Origin of the sequence: Streptococcus sp. 27098_8_51 (assembly GCF_041432205.1) — a bacterium.
In the GTDB taxonomy this organism is placed as follows: Bacteria; Bacillota; Bacilli; order Lactobacillales; family Streptococcaceae; genus Streptococcus.
On the sequence record NZ_JAPVZE010000001.1, the window covers coordinates 259,403 to 281,507 of the forward strand.

Annotated in this window: 21 protein-coding genes; 17 read left to right on the forward strand and 4 right to left on the reverse strand. The window is 38.9% G+C overall.

Going from position 1 to position 22,105, the window contains the following annotated elements; translation table 11 throughout:
- The 14 genes from O3622_RS01265 to lacG all read left to right on the forward strand — a co-directional run bounded on the left by O3622_RS01265 (position 1) and on the right by lacG (position 13,031).
- Positions 1-879, forward strand: a complete 879-nt coding sequence (locus tag O3622_RS01265; protein WP_316584294.1) for a DMT family transporter — start codon at positions 1-3, stop codon at positions 877-879.
- Positions 880-890: 11 nt separating this feature from the next.
- Entirely contained in the window at positions 891-1,580 is a 690-nt protein-coding gene (locus tag O3622_RS01270; protein WP_000643950.1) for a sugar phosphate nucleotidyltransferase, read from the forward strand.
- Positions 1,581-1,770: 190 nt separating this feature from the next.
- Positions 1,771-2,247, forward strand: coding sequence for a PTS sugar transporter subunit IIA (locus tag O3622_RS01275; RefSeq protein ID WP_000521978.1), 477 nt, complete (start codon positions 1,771-1,773; stop codon positions 2,245-2,247).
- Positions 2,248-2,281: 34 nt separating this feature from the next.
- On the forward strand, positions 2,282-2,587 hold the full coding sequence (locus O3622_RS01280; RefSeq protein ID WP_000590551.1) for a PTS sugar transporter subunit IIB: 306 nt from the start codon (positions 2,282-2,284) through the stop codon (positions 2,585-2,587).
- Positions 2,588-2,641: 54 nt separating this feature from the next.
- Positions 2,642-4,117 (forward strand): PTS galactitol transporter subunit IIC, encoded by a 1,476-nt coding sequence (locus O3622_RS01285; protein WP_247954502.1) that lies wholly within the window; start codon positions 2,642-2,644, stop codon positions 4,115-4,117.
- Between the two features lie 108 nt (positions 4,118-4,225).
- On the forward strand, positions 4,226-5,122 hold the full coding sequence (locus O3622_RS01290) for an aldose 1-epimerase family protein (RefSeq protein WP_083312827.1): 897 nt from the start codon (positions 4,226-4,228) through the stop codon (positions 5,120-5,122).
- Positions 5,123-5,407: 285 nt separating this feature from the next.
- The gene (lacA, locus tag O3622_RS01295) at positions 5,408-5,833 is read left to right on the forward strand and encodes a galactose-6-phosphate isomerase subunit LacA (RefSeq protein WP_000029281.1); all 426 of its coding nucleotides are present in this window, start codon (positions 5,408-5,410) and stop codon (positions 5,831-5,833) included.
- Between the two features lie 148 nt (positions 5,834-5,981).
- Positions 5,982-6,497: a galactose-6-phosphate isomerase subunit LacB gene (gene lacB, locus O3622_RS01300; RefSeq protein ID WP_001216921.1), complete on the forward strand. Its 516-nt coding sequence runs from the start codon at positions 5,982-5,984 to the stop codon at positions 6,495-6,497.
- Positions 6,498-6,507: 10 nt separating this feature from the next.
- Positions 6,508-7,437: a tagatose-6-phosphate kinase gene (locus O3622_RS01305; protein WP_371606912.1), complete on the forward strand. Its 930-nt coding sequence runs from the start codon at positions 6,508-6,510 to the stop codon at positions 7,435-7,437.
- A gap of 1 nt (position 7,438) precedes the next feature.
- Positions 7,439-8,419 carry a tagatose-bisphosphate aldolase gene (lacD, locus tag O3622_RS01310; protein ID WP_371606913.1) on the forward strand — a complete coding sequence of 327 codons (981 nt, stop codon included), beginning with the start codon at positions 7,439-7,441 and terminating at the stop codon, positions 8,417-8,419.
- A 237-nt stretch (positions 8,420-8,656) separates the two neighbouring features.
- Positions 8,657-9,493, forward strand: a complete 837-nt coding sequence (locus tag O3622_RS01315; RefSeq protein WP_000285733.1) for a PRD domain-containing protein — start codon at positions 8,657-8,659, stop codon at positions 9,491-9,493.
- 35 nt (positions 9,494-9,528) lie between these two features.
- Positions 9,529-9,846, forward strand: a complete 318-nt coding sequence (locus tag O3622_RS01320) for a PTS lactose/cellobiose transporter subunit IIA (protein ID WP_001078323.1) — start codon at positions 9,529-9,531, stop codon at positions 9,844-9,846.
- Complete coding sequence (locus O3622_RS01325) at positions 9,846-11,540, forward strand: lactose-specific PTS transporter subunit EIIC (protein WP_371606914.1); 1,695 nt, start codon at positions 9,846-9,848, stop codon at positions 11,538-11,540. Before O3622_RS01320 ends, O3622_RS01325 begins: the two co-directional genes overlap by 1 nt.
- Before the next feature lie 84 nt (positions 11,541-11,624).
- Positions 11,625-13,031: a 6-phospho-beta-galactosidase gene (gene lacG / locus O3622_RS01330; RefSeq protein WP_000169308.1), complete on the forward strand. Its 1,407-nt coding sequence runs from the start codon at positions 11,625-11,627 to the stop codon at positions 13,029-13,031.
- A 39-nt stretch (positions 13,032-13,070) separates the two neighbouring features.
- On the opposite strand, the gene O3622_RS01335 is transcribed toward lacG, so the two are convergent.
- The 4 genes from O3622_RS01335 to nrdH form a co-directional block, all read right to left on the reverse strand.
- Entirely contained in the window at positions 13,071-13,838 is a 768-nt protein-coding gene (locus O3622_RS01335; protein WP_371606915.1) for a DeoR/GlpR family DNA-binding transcription regulator, read from the reverse strand.
- A 139-nt stretch (positions 13,839-13,977) separates the two neighbouring features.
- Positions 13,978-14,940, reverse strand: a complete 963-nt coding sequence (nrdF, locus tag O3622_RS01340; RefSeq protein ID WP_044020836.1) for a class 1b ribonucleoside-diphosphate reductase subunit beta — start codon at positions 14,938-14,940, stop codon at positions 13,978-13,980.
- A 183-nt stretch (positions 14,941-15,123) separates the two neighbouring features.
- Positions 15,124-17,283: a class 1b ribonucleoside-diphosphate reductase subunit alpha gene (gene nrdE / locus O3622_RS01345; protein ID WP_044020835.1), complete on the reverse strand. Its 2,160-nt coding sequence runs from the start codon at positions 17,281-17,283 to the stop codon at positions 15,124-15,126.
- Positions 17,284-17,363: 80 nt separating this feature from the next.
- Complete coding sequence (gene nrdH, locus O3622_RS01350) at positions 17,364-17,582, reverse strand: glutaredoxin-like protein NrdH (RefSeq protein ID WP_000259240.1); 219 nt, start codon at positions 17,580-17,582, stop codon at positions 17,364-17,366.
- 654 nt (positions 17,583-18,236) lie between these two features.
- Here nrdH and O3622_RS01355 point away from each other — a divergent pair.
- From O3622_RS01355 to ptsP, 3 genes are all read left to right on the forward strand, one after another.
- Positions 18,237-19,457: a S9 family peptidase gene (locus tag O3622_RS01355; protein WP_000661899.1), complete on the forward strand. Its 1,221-nt coding sequence runs from the start codon at positions 18,237-18,239 to the stop codon at positions 19,455-19,457.
- Between the two features lie 461 nt (positions 19,458-19,918).
- The gene (locus tag O3622_RS01360; RefSeq protein WP_000146948.1) at positions 19,919-20,182 is read left to right on the forward strand and encodes a phosphocarrier protein HPr; all 264 of its coding nucleotides are present in this window, start codon (positions 19,919-19,921) and stop codon (positions 20,180-20,182) included.
- Positions 20,183-20,187: 5 nt separating this feature from the next.
- A complete protein-coding gene (gene ptsP / locus O3622_RS01365) occupies positions 20,188-21,921 on the forward strand; it encodes a phosphoenolpyruvate--protein phosphotransferase (RefSeq protein ID WP_000138129.1) in 1,734 nt (577 codons plus the stop codon).
- Positions 21,922-22,105: the final 184 nt, after the last annotated feature.

Sequence of the window (22,105 nt, forward strand, 5' to 3'; positions counted from 1 at the left end):
ATGAAGAATAAAAATGGTGTTTCTTTTGGTCTGCTCTCTGGTATCTTCTGGGGATTAGGTCTAACGATTAGTGCTTATATCTTTTCAATTTTTACAAATCTCTCACCTTTTGTGGTGGCTGCTGCTCATGATTTCTTGAGTATCTTTATCTTGTTAGCTTTTCTTTTGGTAAAAGAAGGAAAAGTTCGCCTCTCTATTTTCTTAAATATTCGAAATGTGAGTGTTATAATCGGAGCTTTACTAGCAGGACCAATTGGTATGCAGGCCAATCTTTATGCGGTTAAATATATCGGTAGTTCACTAGCTTCATCTGTATCAGCTATCTATCCAGCAGTTTCAGTTTTTCTAGCCTTCTTCATTTTGAAACACAAGGTTTCAAAGAATACAGTATTTGGTGTTTTCTTGATTATTGCAGCTATCATTGCTCAAACCTATAAGGTTGAACAAGTTAACTCGTTTTACATTGGGATTCTTTGTGCCCTTATCTGTGCCATTGCCTGGGGGAGCGAAAGTGTTCTCAGCTCCTATGCTATGGAAAGTGATTTAAGTGAAATTGAAGCCTTGTTAATCCGACAAGTAACCTCATTCTTGTCCTATCTTGTGATTGTGCTCTTTTCACACCATTCATTTGCAGAAGTGGCAGATGGGCAGTTACTAGGCCTCTTGCTTGTCTTTGCGGCCTTTAACATGATTTCCTACTTAGCTTATTATATCGCCATTAATCGCTTACAACCTGCGAAAGCGACAGGTTTGAATGTGAGCTATGTAGTTTGGACTGTCTTATTTGCAGTTATTTTCTTGGGTGCACCGCTAGATATGCTGACAATCATCACTTCACTTATTGTTATGGCTGGTGTTTATATTATTATTAAAGAATAAAGGAGATTCGTGTGAAAGCGATTATTTTAGCAGCGGGCTTAGGAACTCGTCTGCGCCCTATGACTGAAAATACCCCAAAGGCTTTGGTTAAGGTTAATCAAAAACCTTTGGTAGAATACCAAATCGAGTTTTTGAAAGAGAGAGGAATTGATGAGATTATCATCGTTGTCGGTTACCTCAAAGAACAATTTGACTACCTAAAAGAAAAATATGGTGTTCGTTTAGTCTTTAACGACAAGTATGCTGATTACAATAACTTTTACTCACTTTATCTAGTAAAAGAAGATTTGGCAAACAGCTACGTCATCGATGCAGATAACTATCTTTTCAAAAATATGTTTCGAAACGATCTTAAACGTTCTACCTATTTCAGTGTTTATCGCGAAGACTGTACCAACGAGTGGTTCTTAGTTTATGGTGATGACTACAAGGTTCAAGACATTATTGTTGATAGCAAGGCTGGTCGCATTCTGAGCGGAGTTTCATTCTGGGATGCACCAACTGCTGAGAAGATTGTTGGCTTTATTGACAAAGCTTACGAAAGTGGGGAATTTGTTGATCTCTACTGGGATAACATGGTTAAGGATAATATCAAAGAATTGGATGTCTATGTCGAAGAATTAGAAGGAAATAGCATCTATGAAATTGATAGTGTAAAAGATTACCATAAGTTAGAAGAGATTTTATCTACCATTGAGTAAGGAATGAGAAGAAGGCTTGAGCCTTCTTTTTTTGTGTATTTTATAACAAGAATGTTTGATATTGATTGTATTCTTTAAATGAAACAAAAATTATAAAAAAATGAACAAAATAAAACAAAAATTATTGACAACGATTTCATATAGTGTTATACTTATAGCATAAAAGATAATTGAAAGAAGGGAAAATGTTATGGGATTAGATCATTTCTTTGACAAAAACCTGGTGTTTTGCTTAGAAGCGGATAATCAAGAACAACTCTTTGATCAGGTAGCAAGCTTGTTGGAAGAACGAGAAATTGTCACTCCAACTTATCGTGAAGCCTTGATCACGCGTGAAAAGTCATTTCCAACTGGTTTAGATATGGAATTTCTAGGAAAGGACTTGCCAAATGTAGCGATTCCTCATACAGATATTGTTCATAATCTAGCTGAGAAAGTAGTGGTTGTTCGATTAGAAAAACCAGTAACTTTTCACAATATGATTGCTCCTGATAAGGAAGTAGCAGTGTCCCTACTCTTCTTTATCATTAACAACTCAAGTTCAAGTCAAACAAATATTCTGGCTCAGTTGATGGACTTTTTCACAGGAAATGGACATCTGGAAGATCTATCAAAAATTTCCGAACCAGAAAAACTTTATGCTTACATTGCTGAAGCAACCGCTTAATCTTGTCTATTAAAAAAAATCGGAGGAAATCCAAATGATTAAAATTCTTGCTGCCTGCGGTGCAGGTGTTAACTCAAGTCACCAAATTAAAAGTGCTCTAGAAGAAGAACTTTCAAACCGTGGTTATGACGTTCACTGTGATGCCGTCATGGTGAAAGATGTAAACGAAGACCTTATCAAGGGCTACGATATCTTTACACCAATCGCTGCAACTGACCTTGGTTTTGAACCTGGTATTCCAGTAATTGAAGCTGGACCAATCTTGTTCCGTATTCCAGCGATGAGCGCTCCAGTATTTGACAATATTGAAGCAGCTATCAAAGAACACGGACTAAGCTAGTTTATTCTTTATCTTGTTAACATTCATATAACTAAAAAAACGGGAGGAACTATTATGGATGTCATTATCGAACTAGCCAATAAGATTTTCAAGCCAGTCTTGGAAATGGGTGGTCCTATCATCATGCTGATCATCTTGACAGTATTGGCTTTACTATTTGGAGTGAAATTCTCCAAAGCGCTTGAAGGTGGTATCAAACTTGCCATCGCCCTTACTGGTATCGGTGCTATCATCGGTATGCTCAACGGAGCTTTCTCAGCATCACTTGCAAAATTCGTTGAAAATACTGGTATTCAATTGAACATCACTGACGTTGGTTGGGCACCACTTGCAACCATCACTTGGGGATCTGCATGGACACTTTACTTCTTGCTTGTAATGTTGATTGTCAACATTGTGATGCTTGCAATGAAGAAAACAGATACACTTGACGTCGATATCTTCGATATCTGGCACTTGTCAATCACTGGTCTTTTGATCAAATGGTACGCAGACAACAATGGAGTTAGCCAAGGGGTTTCACTCTTCATCGCAACTGCAGCAGTTGTCCTTGTAGGTATTTTGAAAATCATCAACTCTGATTTGATGAAACCAACTTTCGACGACCTTCTTAATGCACCAAGTTCATCACCAATGACTTCAACTCACATGAACTACATGATGAACCCAGTTATCATGGTCTTGGATAAAATCTTTGATAAAGTATTGCCTGGTCTCGATAAATATGACTTTGACGCTGCAAAATTGAACAAAAAAATCGGTTTCTGGGGATCTAAATTCTTTATCGGTTTCATCCTTGGTATTGTTATTGGTTTGATGGGGACTCCACACCCAGTTGCTGGTGTAGAAGGAGCCGATAAATGGGAACTTGTTATTAAAGGTTGGTTGTCTCTTGGTTTGACAGCCGGTGTAGCTTTGGAACTCTTCTCACTTATCGGATCTTGGTTCATCGCAGCCGTAGAACCACTTTCACAAGGTATTACAAACGTTGCTACTAAACGTCTTCAAGGACGTAAATTCAACATCGGTCTTGACTGGCCTTTCATCGCTGGTCGTGCTGAAATCTGGGCTTGTGCCAACGTACTTGCACCAATCATGTTGATTGAAGCTGTACTTCTTTCTAATGTCGGAAATGGTATCTTGCCACTTGCAGGTATCATCGCTATGGGTGTGACTCCAGCTCTCTTGGTTGTTACACGTGGTAAATTGCTCCGTATGATTATCTTCGGAACACTCTTGTTGCCTCTCTTCCTTCTTTCAGGTACTCTTATCGCACCATTCGCAACAGAACTTGCTAAAGGTGTAGGTGCCTTCCCAGAAGGTGTGAACCAATCTCAATTGATTACTCACTCAACTCTTGAAGGACCAATTGAAAAACTATTTGGTTGGGCAATCGGTAATGCTACAACAGGTGATATCAAAGCAATCCTTGGTGCAGCAGTCTTCCTTGTATTCTATGTAGGTATCTTTGCTTGGTATAGAAAACAAATGATCAAACGTAACGAAGAATACGCAGCAAATGCTAAATAATTCGCTCCTATAAAATGTAAATTGTGAAAACTAGGTTGTTAATTTCCTACATTGGGAGTGGCAACCTAGTTTTTTATATAAAAATCTAAAAAATAGTTGGAGAATATTATGGTAATTGAAATCAAATCAGACCAGTTAACGGTCCAGTTTAAAACCTTAGGTGGCGCCTTGTCGTCAATCAAGGACCGAGAAGGCATTGAGTATTTGTGGCAAGGAGATGCCACTTACTGGAGTGGACAAGCGCCAGTACTTTTTCCAATCTGTGGCTCTTTAAGAAAAGATACAGCCTTCTACAGTCATGCAGATGGAACGGAGACGAAAGGAACCATTCCTCGTCACGGTTTGGTCCGTAAAAAAGAATTTGAATTAGTTGATCAAACAGAAAACAGCGTAACCTTTGCTATCGAAGATGATGAGAATACTTATCAGAACTATCCTTATCATTTCCGCCTTGAAATCACTTATCTAGTGACCGGCAAGACTGTTCGTACTCAATACAAAGTTTTCAATAGAGAAACTAATAAAGTAATGCCATTCTTTATAGGAGGACATCCAGGATTTAATTGTCCTCTGCTGGATGGCGAAACTTATGAAGATTACTATTTAGAGTTTGAGAAAGAAGAGACTTGCTCTGTTCCACGTCCTTTCCCAGAAACAGGAATGTTAGACTTCCAAGATAGAAGTCCATGGTTGGATTCGCAAAAGGAAGTGGATCTAAGTTACGATCTGTTTAGTGTTGATGCAGTGACTTTGGATGAGTTGCAATCCAGAACAATTGCCCTTCGTTCTCGTAAGCATGAGAAGGGATTAAAAGTACACTTCCAAGAGTTTTCAAATCTCATCATTTGGTCAACTTTGAATAAGGGACCTTTCATTGCCTTTGAACCTTGGTCTGGCTTGTCAACATCTCTTGAAGAAGGAGATCATTTAGAAGATAAGAAGAATGTTCGTCTCCTAGAACCTGGTCAAGTAGATCAGATTGGCTTTGATATTGAAATATTTTAGATAAAAAACCACAAAAACAAACATTTACTGTTGACTTTTTCTATAAATAGGAGTATATTATGTTTGTAAGCAACAAATGATGTTTGTAACAAACAAATAATCACTTGTTATATTCTCTTTCGAGGAGAAAGTTTCTTTCTAGGAACTTGATTTCCTAGACTTGGATAAGCTATCGAACAGCTTATTCAATTAAGTTGTCAATAAACTGCTAGAAAGCCTTTTGTAATTATAATACTAGCTATAAAAGTCTTTACTGGCCTAGAAAAATAAAAAGGAGTATACAATATGTCTATTGTTATCGGTGCAGATGCTGCAGGTTTAAGATTGAAAGAAGTTGTGAAAGACTTCCTAGAAAAAGAAAACTTCCACGTAGTGGATGTTACAGCAGAAGGCCAAGACTTTGTCGATGTGACTCTTGCAGTTGCTTCAGAAGTGAACAAAGAAGAACAAAATCTTGGTATCGTGATTGACGCTTATGGTGCTGGTCCTTTCATGGTCGCAACTAAAATCAAAGGAATGGTTGCTGCAGAAGTTTCAGATGAACGTTCAGCCTATATGACTCGTGGACACAACAACTCACGTATGATCACTATGGGTGCACAACTTGTTGGTGATGAATTGGCTAAAAATATTGCTAAAGGTTTTGTTAACGGTAAATACGACGGTGGTCGTCACCAAATTAGGGTCGATATGTTGAACAAAATGTGCTAATACTCTTCAAATATCAAGATAATCTGTTGTCAGCTCACTTTAGCTAACCTCAGTTATGCTTGCAGCTCGCTTCCTAAGCTAATCTTGATTTTTATTGAGTAAGGATAAATGATATTAGATTTATATAATTAATCGGAGGGAATAACTAATGAGAATTGCAATTGGATGTGACCACATCGTAACAGATGAAAAAATGGCGGTTTCAGAATTTTTGAAATCAAAAGGATATGAAGTCATTGACTTTGGTACCTATGACCACACACGTACTCACTACCCAATCTTTGGTAAAAAAGTTGGTGAAGCCGTTACAAGCGGTCAAGCCGATCTTGGGGTATGTATCTGTGGTACTGGTGTTGGTATCAACAACGCTGTAAACAAAGTCCCAGGAGTTCGTTCTGCCTTGGTTCGTGATATGACAACAGCTCTTTATGCAAAAGAACAATTGAATGCCAATGTTATTGGTTTTGGTGGTAAAATCACTGGTGAACTGCTTATGTGTGATATCATTGAAGCTTTCATCAATGCTGAATACAAACCATCAGAAGAAAACAAAAAATTGATTGCGAAAATTGAGCACGTTGAAACTCACAATGCTCATCAAGCAGATGCAAACTTCTTTACAGAATTCCTTGAAAAATGGGATCGCGGTGAATACCACGACTAAGAGGTGACGCATGATTTTAACAGTCACAATGAATCCATCCATTGATATTTCTTATCCTTTGGATGAATTAAAAATTGACACTGTCAACCGTGTGGTGGACGTGACCAAGACAGCTGGTGGTAAAGGTCTCAATGTTACACGAGTGCTTTCAGAATTTGGTGATTCTGTTGTTGCTACTGGTTTGGTCGGTGGTAAACTTGGTGAGTTTTTAGTAGAGCATATTGACGATAAAGTAACGAAACGTTTCTTCTCCATTCAAGGAGAAACTCGTAACTGTATCGCTATTCTCCACGGAGACAACCAAACAGAAATCCTTGAAAAAGGGCCTGAAGTTTTGGAACAAGAAGGGCAAGATTTCTTGGTTCATTTCGAGAATCTTCTTGACACTGTGGAAGTAGTAGCCATCTCTGGTAGTCTGCCAGCAGGTCTTCCAGTTGACTACTATGCAAGCTTAGTAGAACTTGCTAATCAAGCAGGCAAACCAGTTGTTCTAGACTGCTCAGGTGCAGCTCTTCAGGCTGTTCTTGAATCACCACACAAACCAACAGTTATTAAACCAAATAACGAAGAATTGTCTCAGCTTCTTGGGAAAGAAGTTTCTGAGGATTTGGATGAATTAAAAGAAGTTCTTCAAGAGCCTCTATTTGCAGGGATTGAGTGGATAATTGTTTCACTTGGTGCAAATGGTGCTTTTGCAAAACATGGTGACACTTTCTACAAGGTAGATATTCCAAGAATTCAGGTAGTGAACCCTGTTGGATCTGGTGATTCTACTGTGGCAGGGATTTCATCAGGACTTCTTCATAAGGAATCGGATCAAGAACTCCTCATCAAGGCAAATGTCCTTGGTATGCTCAACGCTCAAGAAAAAATGACAGGTCATGTCAATATGGCCAACTATCAAGCCCTATATGATCAATTAATAGTAAAAGAGGTATAAAATGGCTTTAACAGAACAAAAACGTGCACGCTTAGAAAAACTTTCAGATGAAAATGGCATTATCTCAGCTCTTGCCTTTGACCAACGTGGTGCTTTGAAACGTCTTATGGCTCAATACCAAACAGAAGAACCAACAGTGACTCAAATGGAAGAACTCAAGGTTTTGGTTGCAGATGAATTGACAAAATACGCATCCTCTATGCTTCTCGACCCTGAGTATGGTCTCCCAGCTACAAAAGCGCTTGCTCCAAATGCTGGTCTTCTCCTTGCTTATGAAAAAACAGGATACGACACAACAAGCACCAAACGCTTGCCAGACTGCTTGGATGTTTGGTCTGCCAAACGCATCAAAGAACAAGGTGCAGATGCTGTCAAATTCTTGCTTTACTATGATGTAGACAGCTCTGACGAACTCAATCAACAAAAACAAGCCTACATCGAACGCATTGGTTCTGAATGCGTGGCAGAAGACATTCCATTCTTCCTTGAAATCCTCGCTTACGATGAAAAAATCGCTGATGCAGGTTCTGCAGAATACGCAAAAGTGAAACCACAGAAGGTTATCGGTGCCATGAAGGTCTTCTCAGACCCACGCTTCAACATCGACGTCTTGAAAGTGGAAGTTCCAGTCAATGTGAAATACGTTGAAGGCTTTGGTGATGGTGAAATCGTGCATACACGAGAAGAAGCAGCAGCTTTCTTCAAAGCGCAAGACGAAGCAACAAATCTTCCTTACATCTACTTAAGTGCAGGTGTATCAGCTAAACTCTTCCAAGAAACCCTTGTCTTTGCTCACGAATCAGGCGCAAACTTCAACGGTGTTCTTTGCGGCCGTGCAACTTGGGCTGGATCAGTTGAAGCCTACATCAAAGATGGTGAGGCAGCAGCTCGTGAATGGCTACGCACAACTGGATTTGAGAACATTGACGAACTCAACAAGGTTCTTCAAACAACAGCAACTTCATGGACTGAACGTGTATAAGTTTTCCCCCCTAATCTTAGGAACATTGATCTAAATAAAAATTTTAAAAAAAGTTGAATGTAAAGGTTTACAAAAAAACTTACTTGTGCTATACTTAAATCACAAGTTAATACAAGGTGAGTGTTACTAAGTAATATTAGGCATGATCACAGGTGAATTAGAGATCAAAAGATTTTCTAGTTCATTTGTGGTCATTTTTTATACTCATATACCATTAAGAGATAAAAGGAGGTTGCCATGTATCGAATTCTAAATCCAATGAATCACAACGTCTCTCTTGTCAGAAATGATAAGGGAGAAGAAGTGATTGTGATTGGTAAGGGGATTGCATTTGGGAAAAAGAAGGGGGATTTAATTTCTGAAGATCAAGTTGAGAAAATCTTTCGGATGAAGACAGAGGAGTCTAGGGAAAACTTTATGGCTCTCCTCAAAGATGTTCCGCTTGATTTTATCACAGTGACTTATGAAATCATTGATAAGCTATCAAAGAAATATCATTATCCGATTCAAGAGTATCTCTACGTAACCTTGACAGATCATATTTACTGCTCTTACCAAGCTCTAGCACAAGGAAGGTACAAGGATAGTAATCTGCCAGATATTTCCACTAAGTATCCTGTCGCTTTTCAAATCGCAAAGGAAGCCTTTGAAATCTATCGTCAGAAGTTGACAGAAAATTTCCCTGAAGACGAAATTATTCGGATTGCTTATCATTTTATCAATGCCGAAGGTGAGAATGAAGTGGAAGTTGTTGAGTCGATTGATAAGAGGAAAGAAATTCTCAGGAATGTTGAAGAAGTGCTAAAGGGTTATGCAATTCAACGAACCAAAGAGAATAATCATTTCTATGATCGTTTTATGATTCATCTCAACTATTTTTTGGATTATTTAGACCGTTCCAGAGATGATAATCAATCACTTCTGGATATGGAAGATCATATTAAACAATCCTATCCAAAAGCGTTCGAGATTGGTTCCAAGATCTATGATGTGATTACGCAACATACGGGTCTTGATTTGTATAAAAGTGAACGAGTTTATCTAGTTCTACATATCCAACGTTTATTGTCATAAAAATTTAATTAAAAATACATAAGGAGAATTCTATCATGAATAGAGAAGAAGTAACATTGTTAGGTTTTGAAATCGTAGCCTATGCTGGCGATGCACGTTCAAAACTATTGGAAGCCTTGAAGGCTGCTGAAGCTGGTGATTTCGCGAAAGCGGATAGCTTAGTTGAAGAAGCTGGTTCTTGCATTGCTGAAGCACATCACGCGCAAACAAGTCTATTGACCAAGGAGGCAGCTGGTGAGGATTTGGCTTATAGTGTGACCATGATGCATGGTCAGGATCACTTGATGACAACTATCTTGCTAAAAGATTTGATGCACCATTTAATCGAACTCTACAAGAGAGGAGTTAAGTAATGAACAAACTAATTTCATTTATCGAGAAAGGGAAGCCTTTCTTTGAAAAACTGTCTCGTAATATCTATCTTCGTGCTATTCGTGATGGTTTCATTGCTGGAATGCCAGTTATTCTCTTCTCAAGTATCTTTATCTTGATTGCCTTTGTTCCTAACTCATGGGGTTTTAAATGGTCTGATGATGTTGTTAATCTCCTCATGAAACCTTATAGCTATTCAATGGGGATTCTAGCTCTCTTGGTAGCTGGTACAACAGCTAAGTCATTGACCGACTCAGTAAACCGTAGCATGGAAAAAACCAATCAAATCAACTATATGTCAACACTTTTGGCAGCGATTGTTGGTTTGTTGATGTTGGCAGCTGATCCTATCGAAAATGGTCTAGCTACTGGATTCTTGGGGACAAAAGGGTTGCTTTCAGCCTTTCTTGCTGCCTTTGTTACTGTAGCCATCTATAAGGTTTGTGTTAAGAACAACGTAACTATTCGTATGCCTGACGAAGTTCCACCAAATATCTCACAAGTCTTTAAAGATGTGATTCCATTCACTCTATCAGTGGTTTCTCTTTATGCTCTTGATTTATTAGCTCGTCATTTTGTTGGAGCCAGCGTTGCAGAATCAATTGGAAAATTCTTTGCACCATTATTCTCTGCAGCTGATGGCTATCTAGGTATTACCATTATCTTTGGTGCTTTTGCCTTCTTCTGGTTTGTTGGTATCCACGGTCCTTCCATCGTTGAACCAGCAATCGCAGCTATTACCTATGCAAATGCCGAAGTCAACTTGAACCTTCTCCAACAAGGTATGCACGCTGACAAGATTCTTACTTCTGGTACACAAATGTTTATCGTTACCATGGGTGGTACTGGTGCGACACTAGTTGTTCCATTCATGTTCATGTGGTTAACAAAATCAAAACGTAACCGTGCAATCGGTCGTGCTTCAGTAGTTCCTACCTTTTTCGGTGTAAATGAACCAATCTTGTTTGGTGCACCTCTTGTACTGAATCCAATCTTCTTCATTCCATTTATCTTTGCTCCAATCGCAAACGTATGGATCTTTAAATTCTTTATTGAGACGCTTGGCATGAACTCATTTACAGCCAACCTTCCTTGGACAACACCAGGTCCGCTCGGTATTGTTCTCGGTACAAACTTCCAATTCTTGTCATTTGTACTTGCTGCTTTGTTAATCCTTGTTGACGTAGCCGTTTACTATCCATTCCTCAAGGTTTATGATGAACAAATCCTTGAAGAAGAGCGTTCTGGTAAAGCCAATGATGAATTGAAAGAAAAAGTAGCTGCAAACTTCAATACTGCTAAAGCAGATGCTATTCTTGAAAAAGCTGGTGTAGAAGCAGCGCAAAACACAATCACTGAAGAAACCAATGTCTTGGTTCTCTGTGCAGGCGGAGGAACAAGTGGTCTCCTTGCAAATGCTCTAAACAAAGCAGCTGCGGAGTACAAGGTTCCTGTTAAAGCAGCAGCTGGTGGCTATGGAGCTCACCGTGAAATGTTGCCTGAGTTTGATCTGGTTATCCTTGCTCCTCAAGTAGCTTCAAACTTTGAAGACATGAAGGCCGAAACCGACAAACTTGGTATCAAACTTGCCAAGACAGAAGGTGGCCAATACATTAAACTGACTCGTGACGGAAAAGGCGCTCTTGCCTTTGTTCAAGCGCAGTTCGAAGAATAAAATGTAAATAGCAAAGAAGTGAGATGGAAGAACTCCTCCCAACTATACCCCCATCTCATTTCTATTTCTTGAAAGGTGAATCAAATGACAAAAACACTTCCAAAAGACTTTATTTTTGGCGGGGCAACAGCTGCCTATCAAGCAGAAGGTGCTACCAATACCGATGGTAAAGGACCAGTTGCCTGGGACAAATACCTCAAAGATAACTACTGGTACACTGCTGAACCAGCCAGTGATTTCTATCACAAATACCCAGTTGACCTCAAACTAGCAGAAGAGTATGGTGTCAATGGTATCCGTATTTCAATCGCTTGGTCACGTATCTTTCCAACTGGTTATGGGAAGGTTAATGACAAGGGGGTTGAGTTCTATCATAATCTATTTGCAGAGTGCCACAAACGTCATGTTGAGCCCTTTGTAACTCTTCATCACTTTGATACACCAGAAGCTCTACATTCAAATGGAGACTTCTTAAACCGTGAAAACATTGAACACTTTGTAGACTACGCAGCTTTCTGTTTTGAAGAATTCCCAGAAGTAAACTATTGGACAACCTTTAATGAAATTGGACCAATCGGTGATGGTCAATACTTGGTTGGTAAATTCCCTCCTGGTATTCAGTACGACCTTGCCAAAGTCTTCCAATCTCATCACAATATGATGGTGTCGCATGCGCGTGCAGTAAAACTTTTCAAGGATAAGGGATACAAGGGTGAAATTGGTGTGGTGCATGCCCTGCCTACTAAGTATCCTCTGGATCCAGATAATCCTGCAGATGTCCGTGCAGCTGAGTTAGAAGATATTATCCATAACAAGTTTATCCTAGACGCGACTTATCTAGGACGATATTCCGAAGAAACCATGGAAGGTGTCAACCATATCTTAGCAGTCAATGGTGGAAGTTTAGATCTGCGTGAAGAAGACTTCGCTGTGCTAGAAGCTGCAAAAGACCTGAATGACTTCCTTGGAATTAACTACTACATGAGTGATTGGATGCAAGCCTTTGATGGCGAAACAGAAATCATTCATAACGGTAAGGGTGAAAAAGGAAGCTCTAAGTATCAGATTAAGGGAGTTGGACGTCGAGTAGCGCCTGACTATGTCCCACGTACGGACTGGGATTGGATTATCTATCCTCAAGGTTTGTATGATCAAATCATGCGCGTGAAACAAGATTATCCAAATTACAAAAAAATCTACATCACAGAGAATGGTCTCGGATACAAAGATGAGTTTGTGGATGGAACAGTCTACGATGATGGACGGATTGATTATGTTAAGAAACATGTGGAAGTGATTGCAGATGCAATCTCTGATGGAGCCAATGTCAAAGGCTACTTTATCTGGTCGCTGATGGATGTCTTTTCTTGGTCAAATGGTTATGAAAAGCGTTACGGCCTCTTCTATGTTGATTTTGAAACCCAGGAGCGCTATCCAAAGAAATCAGCTCACTGGTACAAGAAACTAGCTGAGATACAACTTATTGAATAAAATTCAACAAAAATTCCCCGCCAAAAGGCAGGGGAATTTTTATGGTTTTGATAAAAGAATGGTTGTTTGTTTCGACAGGTCTTCAAATGTCTCCTGACTCAGTTTGGAATCTGAAACGATGGTATCAATTTCTGAGATATTGTAGAAATTGTAAAAATCAAACTTATTAAACTTGCTGTGGTCTGCCAGTAAGTATTTTTTATTGGCATTGTTCAAGGAGATTCGTTGTACCTCGCCCTCTTCTTCGCTGAAAGTAGCAATAGCTTTATCCTTGATACCATTACAGCTCACAAAAGCCTTAGAAAACTGAAGGTTGGTCAAATCCTGTAAGGTAAGTGTCCCTACAAAAGCACCAGTGATGGAGCGATAATTTCCGCCAATCAAGATCAAATCTGTTAGTTTTCGTTCGTTTAGGATGAGAAAAACAGGAAGACTGTTTGTTACAACACGAATATTATCAATTGGGAGCTCACGAGCAAAACATTCTAAGGTTGTTCCTGGCCCGATAAAAATAGTTTCACCTTCGTCAATCAAATGCCCTGCAAAACGGCTAATTTCTTGTTTTTCAGCAATCTGCAAGCCTTGTTTTTCGACGTTTGAGCGTTCGTTGTTTAAGAGAGAACCTGTACGAAGTTTTTCAGCGCCACCGTGCACACGAACCAGCAAATCCTTGTCTGCTAGTTCTTGTAAATAGCGGCGAGCTGTCATATCTGACACATCAAGACTCTCCATAATCTCTTTTACAGTAATAGTGCCTTTTGTATTTACTGCTTCTAGAATACTATCTAGTTTTTCTTGCTTTAGCATCCTTATCACCTCGATTTCTACTATTATTATCTTACCATAAAACGCTCAATCAATCAAATAGAAAAAAACAAAATAAAACAAAAACAAAAATATCATGGTTGTTTTAAACAAACCATGATATTTTGAATGATTGGTCAAATTAGTCCAAACCGTAGTTGTAATCCTCGTCTTGCATGGCTTCAACTTCACCAAGGAGGTAACCATTTCCGACTTGAGAGAAGAAGTCGTGGTTAGAAGTTCCTGTTGAAATACCGTTCATAACGATTGGATTGACATCATCAGCTGAATCAGGGAAGAGTGGATCTTGTCCTAGGTTCATAAGAGCCTTATTAGCATTGTAACGAAGGAAGGTTTTAACTTCCTCAGTCCAACCAACACCGTCATAGAGGCTTTCTGTATAGCCCTCTTCGTTCTCGTAGAGAGTGTAGAGCAGATCGTACATCCATTCTTTGAGCTTTCCTTGCTCTTCTTCAGGCAATTCGTTAAAACCAAGTTGGAATTTGTAACCAATATAAGTTCCGTGAACAGACTCATCACGAATGATCAGTTTGATGATTTCTGCAACATTGGCTAGTTTGTTGTTACCAAGATAGTAAAGCGGTGTAAAGAAACCAGAGTAGAAGAGGAAAGTTTCAAGGAAAACACTGGCAACTTTCTTTTCAAGTGGGCTACCATTGAGGTAGATTTCATTGATAATTTCCGCTTTTCTTTGTAGGTAGGGGTTAGTGTTGGTCCATTCAAAGATTTCTTCGATTTCGGCCTTGGTGTTCAAGGTTGAAAAGATAGAAGAGTAAGATTTTGCGTGGACAGATTCCATAAATTGGATGTTGTTAAACACAGCTTCTTCATGCGGTGTACGGATGTCTGAGCGAAGCGCCTGAACCCCTGTTTCAGATTGCATGGTATCCAAAAGGGTCAAACCACCAAAGACTTTTCCAACCAAGTCTTTTTCTTTGTTTGATAGTTTTCTCCAGTCGTCTAGGTCATTTGACAAGGGGATACGCGTATCGAGCCAGAATTGCTCTGTCAGCTTTTCCCAAGTTGATTTGTCGATGACATCTTCGATGGCATTCCAGTTAATGGCTTTGTAGTAAGTTTCCATAAGGTGTATTTCTCCAATGTAATAGTAATTATTATGCAGCCTTGCTTAGTTTTATAGGACCTATTTCAATGGTATCATATTTTTTTATTGCGGAGTAAGCAATAAATGTCATAGGGCCAAGAAAAAGTATAACGTAAATTGGCCCCCATTTACTATTTAAACAAGTAGTAAAAATTTTTTCCATTAAATCACACAGCTTTCACATTGGTTAGCACCAACTTCCCCACCGTCGTCTGTAAAGGTACGGACGTAGTAAATGGACTTGATTCCCTTGTTAAAGGCATAGTTACGAAGAATAGACAAATCACGTGTCGTTTGTTTGTTTTCTTTCTTCCATTCGTAAAGACCTTTTGGAATGTCACTACGCATGAAGAGAGTGAGCGAAAGCCCTTGGTCCACGTGCTCTGTTGCAGCAGCATAAACATCAATCACCTTACGCATATCCATGTCGTAAGCAGAAGTGTAGTAAGGGATAGTATCTGTTGACAAACCTGCAGCAGGATAGTAGATTTTACCGATTTTCTTCTCTTGACGTTCTTCGATACGTTGTGTAATCGGGTGGATAGAAGCAGAAACGTCGTTGATGTAGCTGATAGAACCATTTGGAGCAACAGCTAGACGGTTTTGATGGTAAAGTCCATCTGCTTGAACCTTTTCGCGAAGTTCAGTCCAATCAGTAGCACTTGGAATAAAGACATCTTTAAAGAGTTCTTTAACACGGTCTGATTTTGGAACAAACTCGCCTGTCACATACTTGTCAAAGTAGCTACCGTTAGCATAGTCTGATTTTTCAAAGTTGTGGAAGGTAATACCACGTTCGCGAGCGATATTGTTTGACTCCACTAAGGTCCAGTAGTTCATAAGCATAAAGTAGATGCTTGTAAATTCAATTGACTCAGGTGATCCGTACTCAATCAGTTGTTGGGCAAGGTAGCTATGAAGCCCCATGGCACCAAGACCAAAGGTGTGAGCTAAACTGTTTCCGTGGTCGATAGTAGGGACAGCTACGATGTGTGAACTATCTGTAACGAAAGTAAGGGCACGAACCATAGCGCGAATAGAACGACCAAAGTCAGGTGAAGTCATCATGTTGACCACGTTGGTTGAACCAAGGTTACATGAAACGTCCGTTCCCATTTGAAGGAATTCTTGAGCATCGTTGATCAAGCTTGGTTCTTGAACTTGAAGAATCTCAGAGCACAAGTTACTCATGATAATCTTACCATCAACGGGATTAGCACGGTTGGCTGTATCAATGTTGACTACATAAGGGTAACCAGACTCTTGTTGCAATTTAGAAATTTCAGTTTCCAAATCACGCGCCTTGATTTTTGTCTTGCGGATATTTGGATTTGCAACCAATTCATCATATTTCTCAGTGATGTCGATGTAGTTGAACGGTACACCATACTCAAGCTCTACAGAGTAAGGGCTAAAGAGATACATTTCTTCATTTTTACGAGCTAATTCGTAGAATTTATCGGGCACCACAACTCCAAGTGAGAGGGTCTTAACACGAACTTTTTCATCGGCATTTTCTTTCTTAGTTGAAAGGAAAGCGATGATATCTGGGTGAAAGACATTGAGGTAGACAACCCCAGCACCTTGACGTTGCCCGAGTTGGTTTGAGTAAGAGAAGCTGTCTTCAAAAAGCTTCATAACTGGTACGACACCAGAAGCAGCACCTTCATAACCTTTGATAGGAGCTCCAGCTTCACGAAGGTTGCTGAGGGAAATTCCCACACCACCACCGATACGTGAAAGTTGGAGAGCTGAGTTGATGGAACGTCCGATAGAGTTCATGTCATCAGTTACTTGAATCAAGAAACAAGATACCAACTCTCCACGACGAGCACGACCAGCATTCAAGAAGGAAGGAGTAGCTGGTTGATAGCGTTGGTGGATGATTTCATTGGCAATATCAGTCGCAATCGCTTCATCCCCGTCAGCAAAATAAAGCGCGTTAAAGAAGACACGGTCTTCCATACTTTCAAGGTAATATTCACCGTCATTAGTCTTCAAGGCATACTGGTTGTAAAACTTATAGGCAGCCATGAATGATTTGAATTGGAAGTTTTGGTCCTTGATAAATTGATGCAATTCTTCCAAAAACTCTGGACGGTATTTCTTGAGAAATGCAGTTTCGATGTAGTTATGTTCAATAAGGTAGTTGATTTTATCAGTAATTGAATCAAAAACCATGGTATTTGGAACTACATTTTCTTTAAAGAAGGCATCCAAGGCTTCCTTATCTTTATGAAGCATGATTTGTCCATTGACAGGACGGTTGATTTCGTTATTGAGACGGAAGTAGGTCACGTCCTCAAGATGTTTTAATCCCATAAAATTTCCTTTATCTAATTACAAAAGAAAGGCCTCTAAGTTAGCCCTAGAAGCAATCTCTTCTGGATGATGTACTAAGATTATGCTAATTGTTTCAGTTTTCCTGGTTGGAAGCCTGAAAAGACTTCAGTTGGTGTTTGGATAACAGGAGCAGCGCTGAAACCGAGCTCTTTAACTTGATCGATGTACTCTGGTTGCTCGTCGAGATTGATCTCACGATAAGCGACATTGTTGCTGTCCAAGAAACGCTTGGTCATCTTACATTGGACACAGTTGTTTTTAGAATAAACGGTTACCATTTTCGTAACTCCTCTTTCAAAATAGATTACTTTCTTAGTATATCAGAAAAAAAAACTTTGTCAAACTTTTTAAACTAAATCTTGTGCTAAAAAGTTACAGTTTCAAAAACAAAGCACAAGATATAGTGTTTTGTCAGAGTGTAAAATTGGTTTTTCATTGAACTATCAAAGTTTATCAAAACAAAAAAACTATATACTGTATATTGGTAAGATAAATAGAAGATTTTCAGCAAGTTATCAGAAAGGAAAACGAAGAAAATAGCAAAAATCGTAAGAACAGGAATAAGTCTAGCTGAGACAATACTTTAATAAAATAGAAACTGTAATATTTACGAAAAAAAGAAATTTTCTACACAAGATGTCCCAATATTTTGTATTAGAATATCTAAAATATAACCAAAGTGGAAATGACAGATTATGATGTATTCATAAAAATGGATCATTGGTTAATTTTATATAGGATACTTATGAGTTTCGTATCCTTTCATAAGGAGTATATAAATACAATGTTTGAAAAAGTTCATTTTATGTGATACACTATCTGTGATTATAAGATTAAAAAATGGATATCTGAATGCTTTTGTTTGATAGAGAATGTTATCAGATTATAATTAGATTAAATGAATGAAAGAACACAGAATTAGGAGGCGCGTGGTGAAAGAAAATGATGTTATTTTAAAACGGCAATCGACTCAAATATTTTTTAAGAATGGTGATACGGATTTTTTCTTCAATTGGTTGTTAGGAATCGGTGAAATTTTTGGTTTCTCTCATGGAGAGCTTTATTATCTTGCTCAAAGATTGGGGAACTCACCAAAGCCTGATGACTGGAAAAATGTATTTTTATCGCATGTAAACTACCTTGAACAAGAAGCAAGTAATTCAGGATTGAGTGAACAAACAAAGGCGCAGTATTATCTTGCACAGACCTACTCACTTCGCTCGGCAATCCAATTTACCGATCCATTTTCTGAAGAGTATTTACCGACCGTTCGTCAAATGGAGAAGGTGTTTTCTAGTGCAATTCATTCACTAGGTGCACCGATTGAAAAATTAACTATTCCCTATCAGGGTTCTTACTTGCCTGGTTATTATCTTCATAGCGACGATAATTGCCCAACGATAATCATGATTGGTGGAGGTGATACTTATCGCGAAGATTTATTTTACTTTGCAGGATATCCTGGATGGATACGAAATTATAATGTTTTAATGGTTGATCTTCCTGGTCAAGGGAGCAATCCTAGTAGAGGGCTGGTCTTTGATGTGGATGCTTCTATTCCAATTTCATTATGCATAGACTGGTTGGAAAATAGAAATCCTAAACTAAATTATTTAGCTATTTATGGTGTCAGCGGAGGGGGATATTTTACTGCACAAGCTGTCGAAAAGGATCCAAGAATTCATGCTTGGATTGCTAGTACCCCTATTTACGACGTTGCAGAACTTTTCAGAAAAGAATTTGGATCAAGTTTGAAAGCACCTAGTTGGTTAATAAATGCCATTTTAAAATTAGCTGGAAATTGGAATGAATCAGCAAATTTAAATCTTAAAAAGTATGCATGGCAGTTTGGTACTTCTGATTTTAAGAGTGCTATTGATGATGTATTTAACCATGCAAAGATTGTGGATTACCAAAAAATTCAATGCCCATGCCTTTTTATCATGGGAAAGGGTGAGGGTGCTGAACTGCAGCATCAAACTAAGGTGATTTATGAAGAACTTAAATCTAAAAATCAACAAACTAAACTTCAAGTATTTGAGGCGGAAAGTGGTGCGGACGCTCATTGCCAAGTCAATAATCTAAGACTCGCCCATAATGTCGTTTTTGATTGGTTGGATACTTTATTTGAATGGAATCAATCAAAGTTTTAGTTCTACTTATACCACTTAGATATATCTACCTTTTTACTGTTAGGGGCTACAAACTTATTTTACTTTAAGTAGCAAATTGGATAAATTCTCTACTGTTGATGGTAAGAGTAGGTTTTAGAATTTCAGGATTTGATGAAGTCTTTTCAAATAATGGATTTACTGAGTTATATTAATTATAGTTAAATAGTATTATTTCATTATTTACTAGGATTGTCCTCTGATTGGTATTAAGGGAAAATAGCTTTGAAAATTGAATTTTGATGATGACATTCTTTGAACAATTAGTGTTTAGATATGCTATTTAGTTACTAGAGTGCTCATTTAATAGAAAAAGAAGTAATTTCATTTTCAGTAAAAGTCCATAAAATACTTGAAAAATTATCTAGAAGGTGATATAATACAGTCTTGTAAGGGTTATCACATATAACTCAAAAAAGAAATAACTAAAGGAGAGTCAAACTATGGCTTCTAAAGATTTCCACGTAGTGGCAGAAACAGGTATTCACGCGCGTCCAGCAACATTGTTGGTTCAAACAGCTAGCAAATTTGCTTCAGATATCACTCTTGAATACAAAGGTAAATCAGTAAATCTTAAATCTATCATGGGTGTTATGAGTCTTGGTGTTGGCCAAGGTGCTGACGTTACAATTTCAGCTGAAGGTGCAGATGCTGACGACGCAATCGCTGCTATCACTGAAACTATGGAAAAAGAAGGATTGGCATAAGGAAAATGACAGAAATGCTTAAAGGAATCGCAGCATCTGACGGTGTTGCAGTTGCAAAAGCATATCTACTCGTTCAACCGGATTTGTCATTTGAGACTATTACAGTCGAAGATACAAACGCAGAAGAAGCTCGCCTTGATGCCGCTCTACAGGCATCACAAGACGAGCTTTCTGTTATTCGCGAGAAAGCAGTAGGTACGCTCGGTGAAGAAGCAGCTCAAGTTTTTGACGCTCACTTAATGGTTCTTGCTGACCCAGAAATGATCAGCCAAATCAAGGAAACAATCCGTGCGAAGAAAGTGAATGCAGAAGCAGGTCTGAAAGAAGTAACAGACATGTTTATCACTATCTTTGAAGGCATGGAAGACAACCCATACATGCAAGAACGCGCTGCGGATATCCGCGACGTGACAAAACGTGTATTGGCCAACCTCCTTGGTAAAAAATTGCCAAACCCAGCTTCTATCAATGAAGAAGTGATTGTGATTGCGCATGACTTGACTCCTTCAGATACAGCTCAATTGGACAAAAACTTTGTAAAAGCTTTTGTAACCAACATTGGTGGACGTACAAGCCACTCTGCTATCATGGCGCGTACACTTGAAATTGCAGCAGTATTGGGAACAAACAACATCACTGAAATCGTTAAAGACGGTGATATTCTTGCCGTTAACGGTATCACAGGTGAGGTTATTATCAATCCAACTGATGAGCAAGCGGCTGAATTCAAGGCTGCTGGTGAAGCTTATGCGAAACAAAAAGCTGAATGGGCTCTCTTGAAAGATGCTAAAACAGTAACTGCTGATGGCAAACACTTTGAATTGGCTGCCAACATCGGTACTCCAAAAGACGTTGAAGGTGTCAATGACAACGGTGCTGAAGCTGTTGGTCTATACCGTACAGAGTTCTTGTATATGGATTCTCAAGACTTCCCAACAGAAGATGAGCAGTACGAAGCTTACAAGGCTGTACTTGAAGGAATGAACGGTAAACCTGTTGTCGTTCGTACAATGGATATCGGTGGAGATAAGGAACTTCCTTACTTCGATATGCCTCATGAAATGAACCCATTCCTTGGATTCCGTGCCCTTCGTATCTCTATCTCTGAGACTGGAGATGCTATGTTCCGCACACAAATCCGTGCCCTTCTTCGTGCGTCTGTTCACGGTCAATTGCGTATCATGTTCCCAATGGTTGCGCTCTTGAAAGAATTCCGTGCAGCGAAAGCAGTCTTTGACGAAGAAAAAGCAAATCTTCTTGCCGAAGGTGTTGCAGTTGCGGATAATATCCAAGTTGGTATCATGATCGAAATCCCAGCAGCAGCAATGCTTGCAGACCAATTTGCTAAAGAAGTTGACTTCTTCTCAATTGGTACAAACGACTTGATCCAATACACAATGGCAGCAGACCGCATGAACGAACAAGTTTCATACCTTTACCAACCATACAACCCATCAATCCTACGCTTGATCAACAATGTGATCAAAGCAGCTCACGCTGAAGGGAAATGGGCTGGAATGTGTGGTGAGATGGCTGGTGATCAACAAGCTGTTCCACTTCTTGTCGGAATGGGCTTGGATGAGTTCTCTATGTCAGCAACATCTGTACTTCGTACGCGTAGCTTGATGAAGAAATTGGATACAGCTAAGATGGAAGAGTACGCAAACCGTGCCCTTACAGAATGCTCAACAATGGAAGAAGTCCTTGAACTTCAAAAAGAATACGTTAATTTTGATTAATCGAAAAGTCCTTGCAACTCAGTTGCAGGGGCTTTTTTAAAGAATTTTCAAGAAAATCTTTTTTATATAAAGTCCATTCTAGAGAAAGTAGCGGTGAAGAATAAAAAAATACTTAACTGGTTCATAAAATTCTTGACAAGTTGCAAATTTAGGAGTAAACTATTAACCAGTTAATTAATAGAGA

Excerpts from the sequence above, each read along its gene's own strand:
- O3622_RS01265 (WP_316584294.1), top strand. The coding sequence starts at position 1 with ATGAAGAATAAAAATGGTGTTTCTTTTGGTCTGCTCTCTGGTATCTTC.
- O3622_RS01275 (WP_000521978.1), top strand. The coding sequence starts at position 1,771 with ATGGGATTAGATCATTTCTTTGACAAAAACCTGGTGTTTTGCTTAGAA.
- O3622_RS01280 (WP_000590551.1), top strand. The coding sequence starts at position 2,282 with ATGATTAAAATTCTTGCTGCCTGCGGTGCAGGTGTTAACTCAAGTCAC.
- O3622_RS01285 (WP_247954502.1), top strand. The coding sequence starts at position 2,642 with ATGGATGTCATTATCGAACTAGCCAATAAGATTTTCAAGCCAGTCTTG.
- O3622_RS01290 (WP_083312827.1), top strand. The coding sequence starts at position 4,226 with ATGGTAATTGAAATCAAATCAGACCAGTTAACGGTCCAGTTTAAAACC.
- lacA (WP_000029281.1), top strand. The coding sequence starts at position 5,408 with ATGTCTATTGTTATCGGTGCAGATGCTGCAGGTTTAAGATTGAAAGAA.
- lacB (WP_001216921.1), top strand. The coding sequence starts at position 5,982 with ATGAGAATTGCAATTGGATGTGACCACATCGTAACAGATGAAAAAATG.
- O3622_RS01305 (WP_371606912.1), top strand. The coding sequence starts at position 6,508 with ATGATTTTAACAGTCACAATGAATCCATCCATTGATATTTCTTATCCT.
- lacD (WP_371606913.1), top strand. The coding sequence starts at position 7,439 with ATGGCTTTAACAGAACAAAAACGTGCACGCTTAGAAAAACTTTCAGAT.
- O3622_RS01315 (WP_000285733.1), top strand. The coding sequence starts at position 8,657 with ATGTATCGAATTCTAAATCCAATGAATCACAACGTCTCTCTTGTCAGA.
- O3622_RS01320 (WP_001078323.1), top strand. The coding sequence starts at position 9,529 with ATGAATAGAGAAGAAGTAACATTGTTAGGTTTTGAAATCGTAGCCTAT.
- O3622_RS01325 (WP_371606914.1), top strand. The coding sequence starts at position 9,846 with ATGAACAAACTAATTTCATTTATCGAGAAAGGGAAGCCTTTCTTTGAA.
- lacG (WP_000169308.1), top strand. The coding sequence starts at position 11,625 with ATGACAAAAACACTTCCAAAAGACTTTATTTTTGGCGGGGCAACAGCT.
- O3622_RS01335 (WP_371606915.1), bottom strand. The coding sequence starts at position 13,838 with ATGCTAAAGCAAGAAAAACTAGATAGTATTCTAGAAGCAGTAAATACA.
- nrdF (WP_044020836.1), bottom strand. The coding sequence starts at position 14,940 with ATGGAAACTTACTACAAAGCCATTAACTGGAATGCCATCGAAGATGTC.
- nrdE (WP_044020835.1), bottom strand. The coding sequence starts at position 17,283 with ATGGGATTAAAACATCTTGAGGACGTGACCTACTTCCGTCTCAATAAC.
- nrdH (WP_000259240.1), bottom strand. The coding sequence starts at position 17,582 with ATGGTAACCGTTTATTCTAAAAACAACTGTGTCCAATGTAAGATGACC.
- O3622_RS01360 (WP_000146948.1), top strand. The coding sequence starts at position 19,919 with ATGGCTTCTAAAGATTTCCACGTAGTGGCAGAAACAGGTATTCACGCG.
- ptsP (WP_000138129.1), top strand. The coding sequence starts at position 20,188 with ATGACAGAAATGCTTAAAGGAATCGCAGCATCTGACGGTGTTGCAGTT.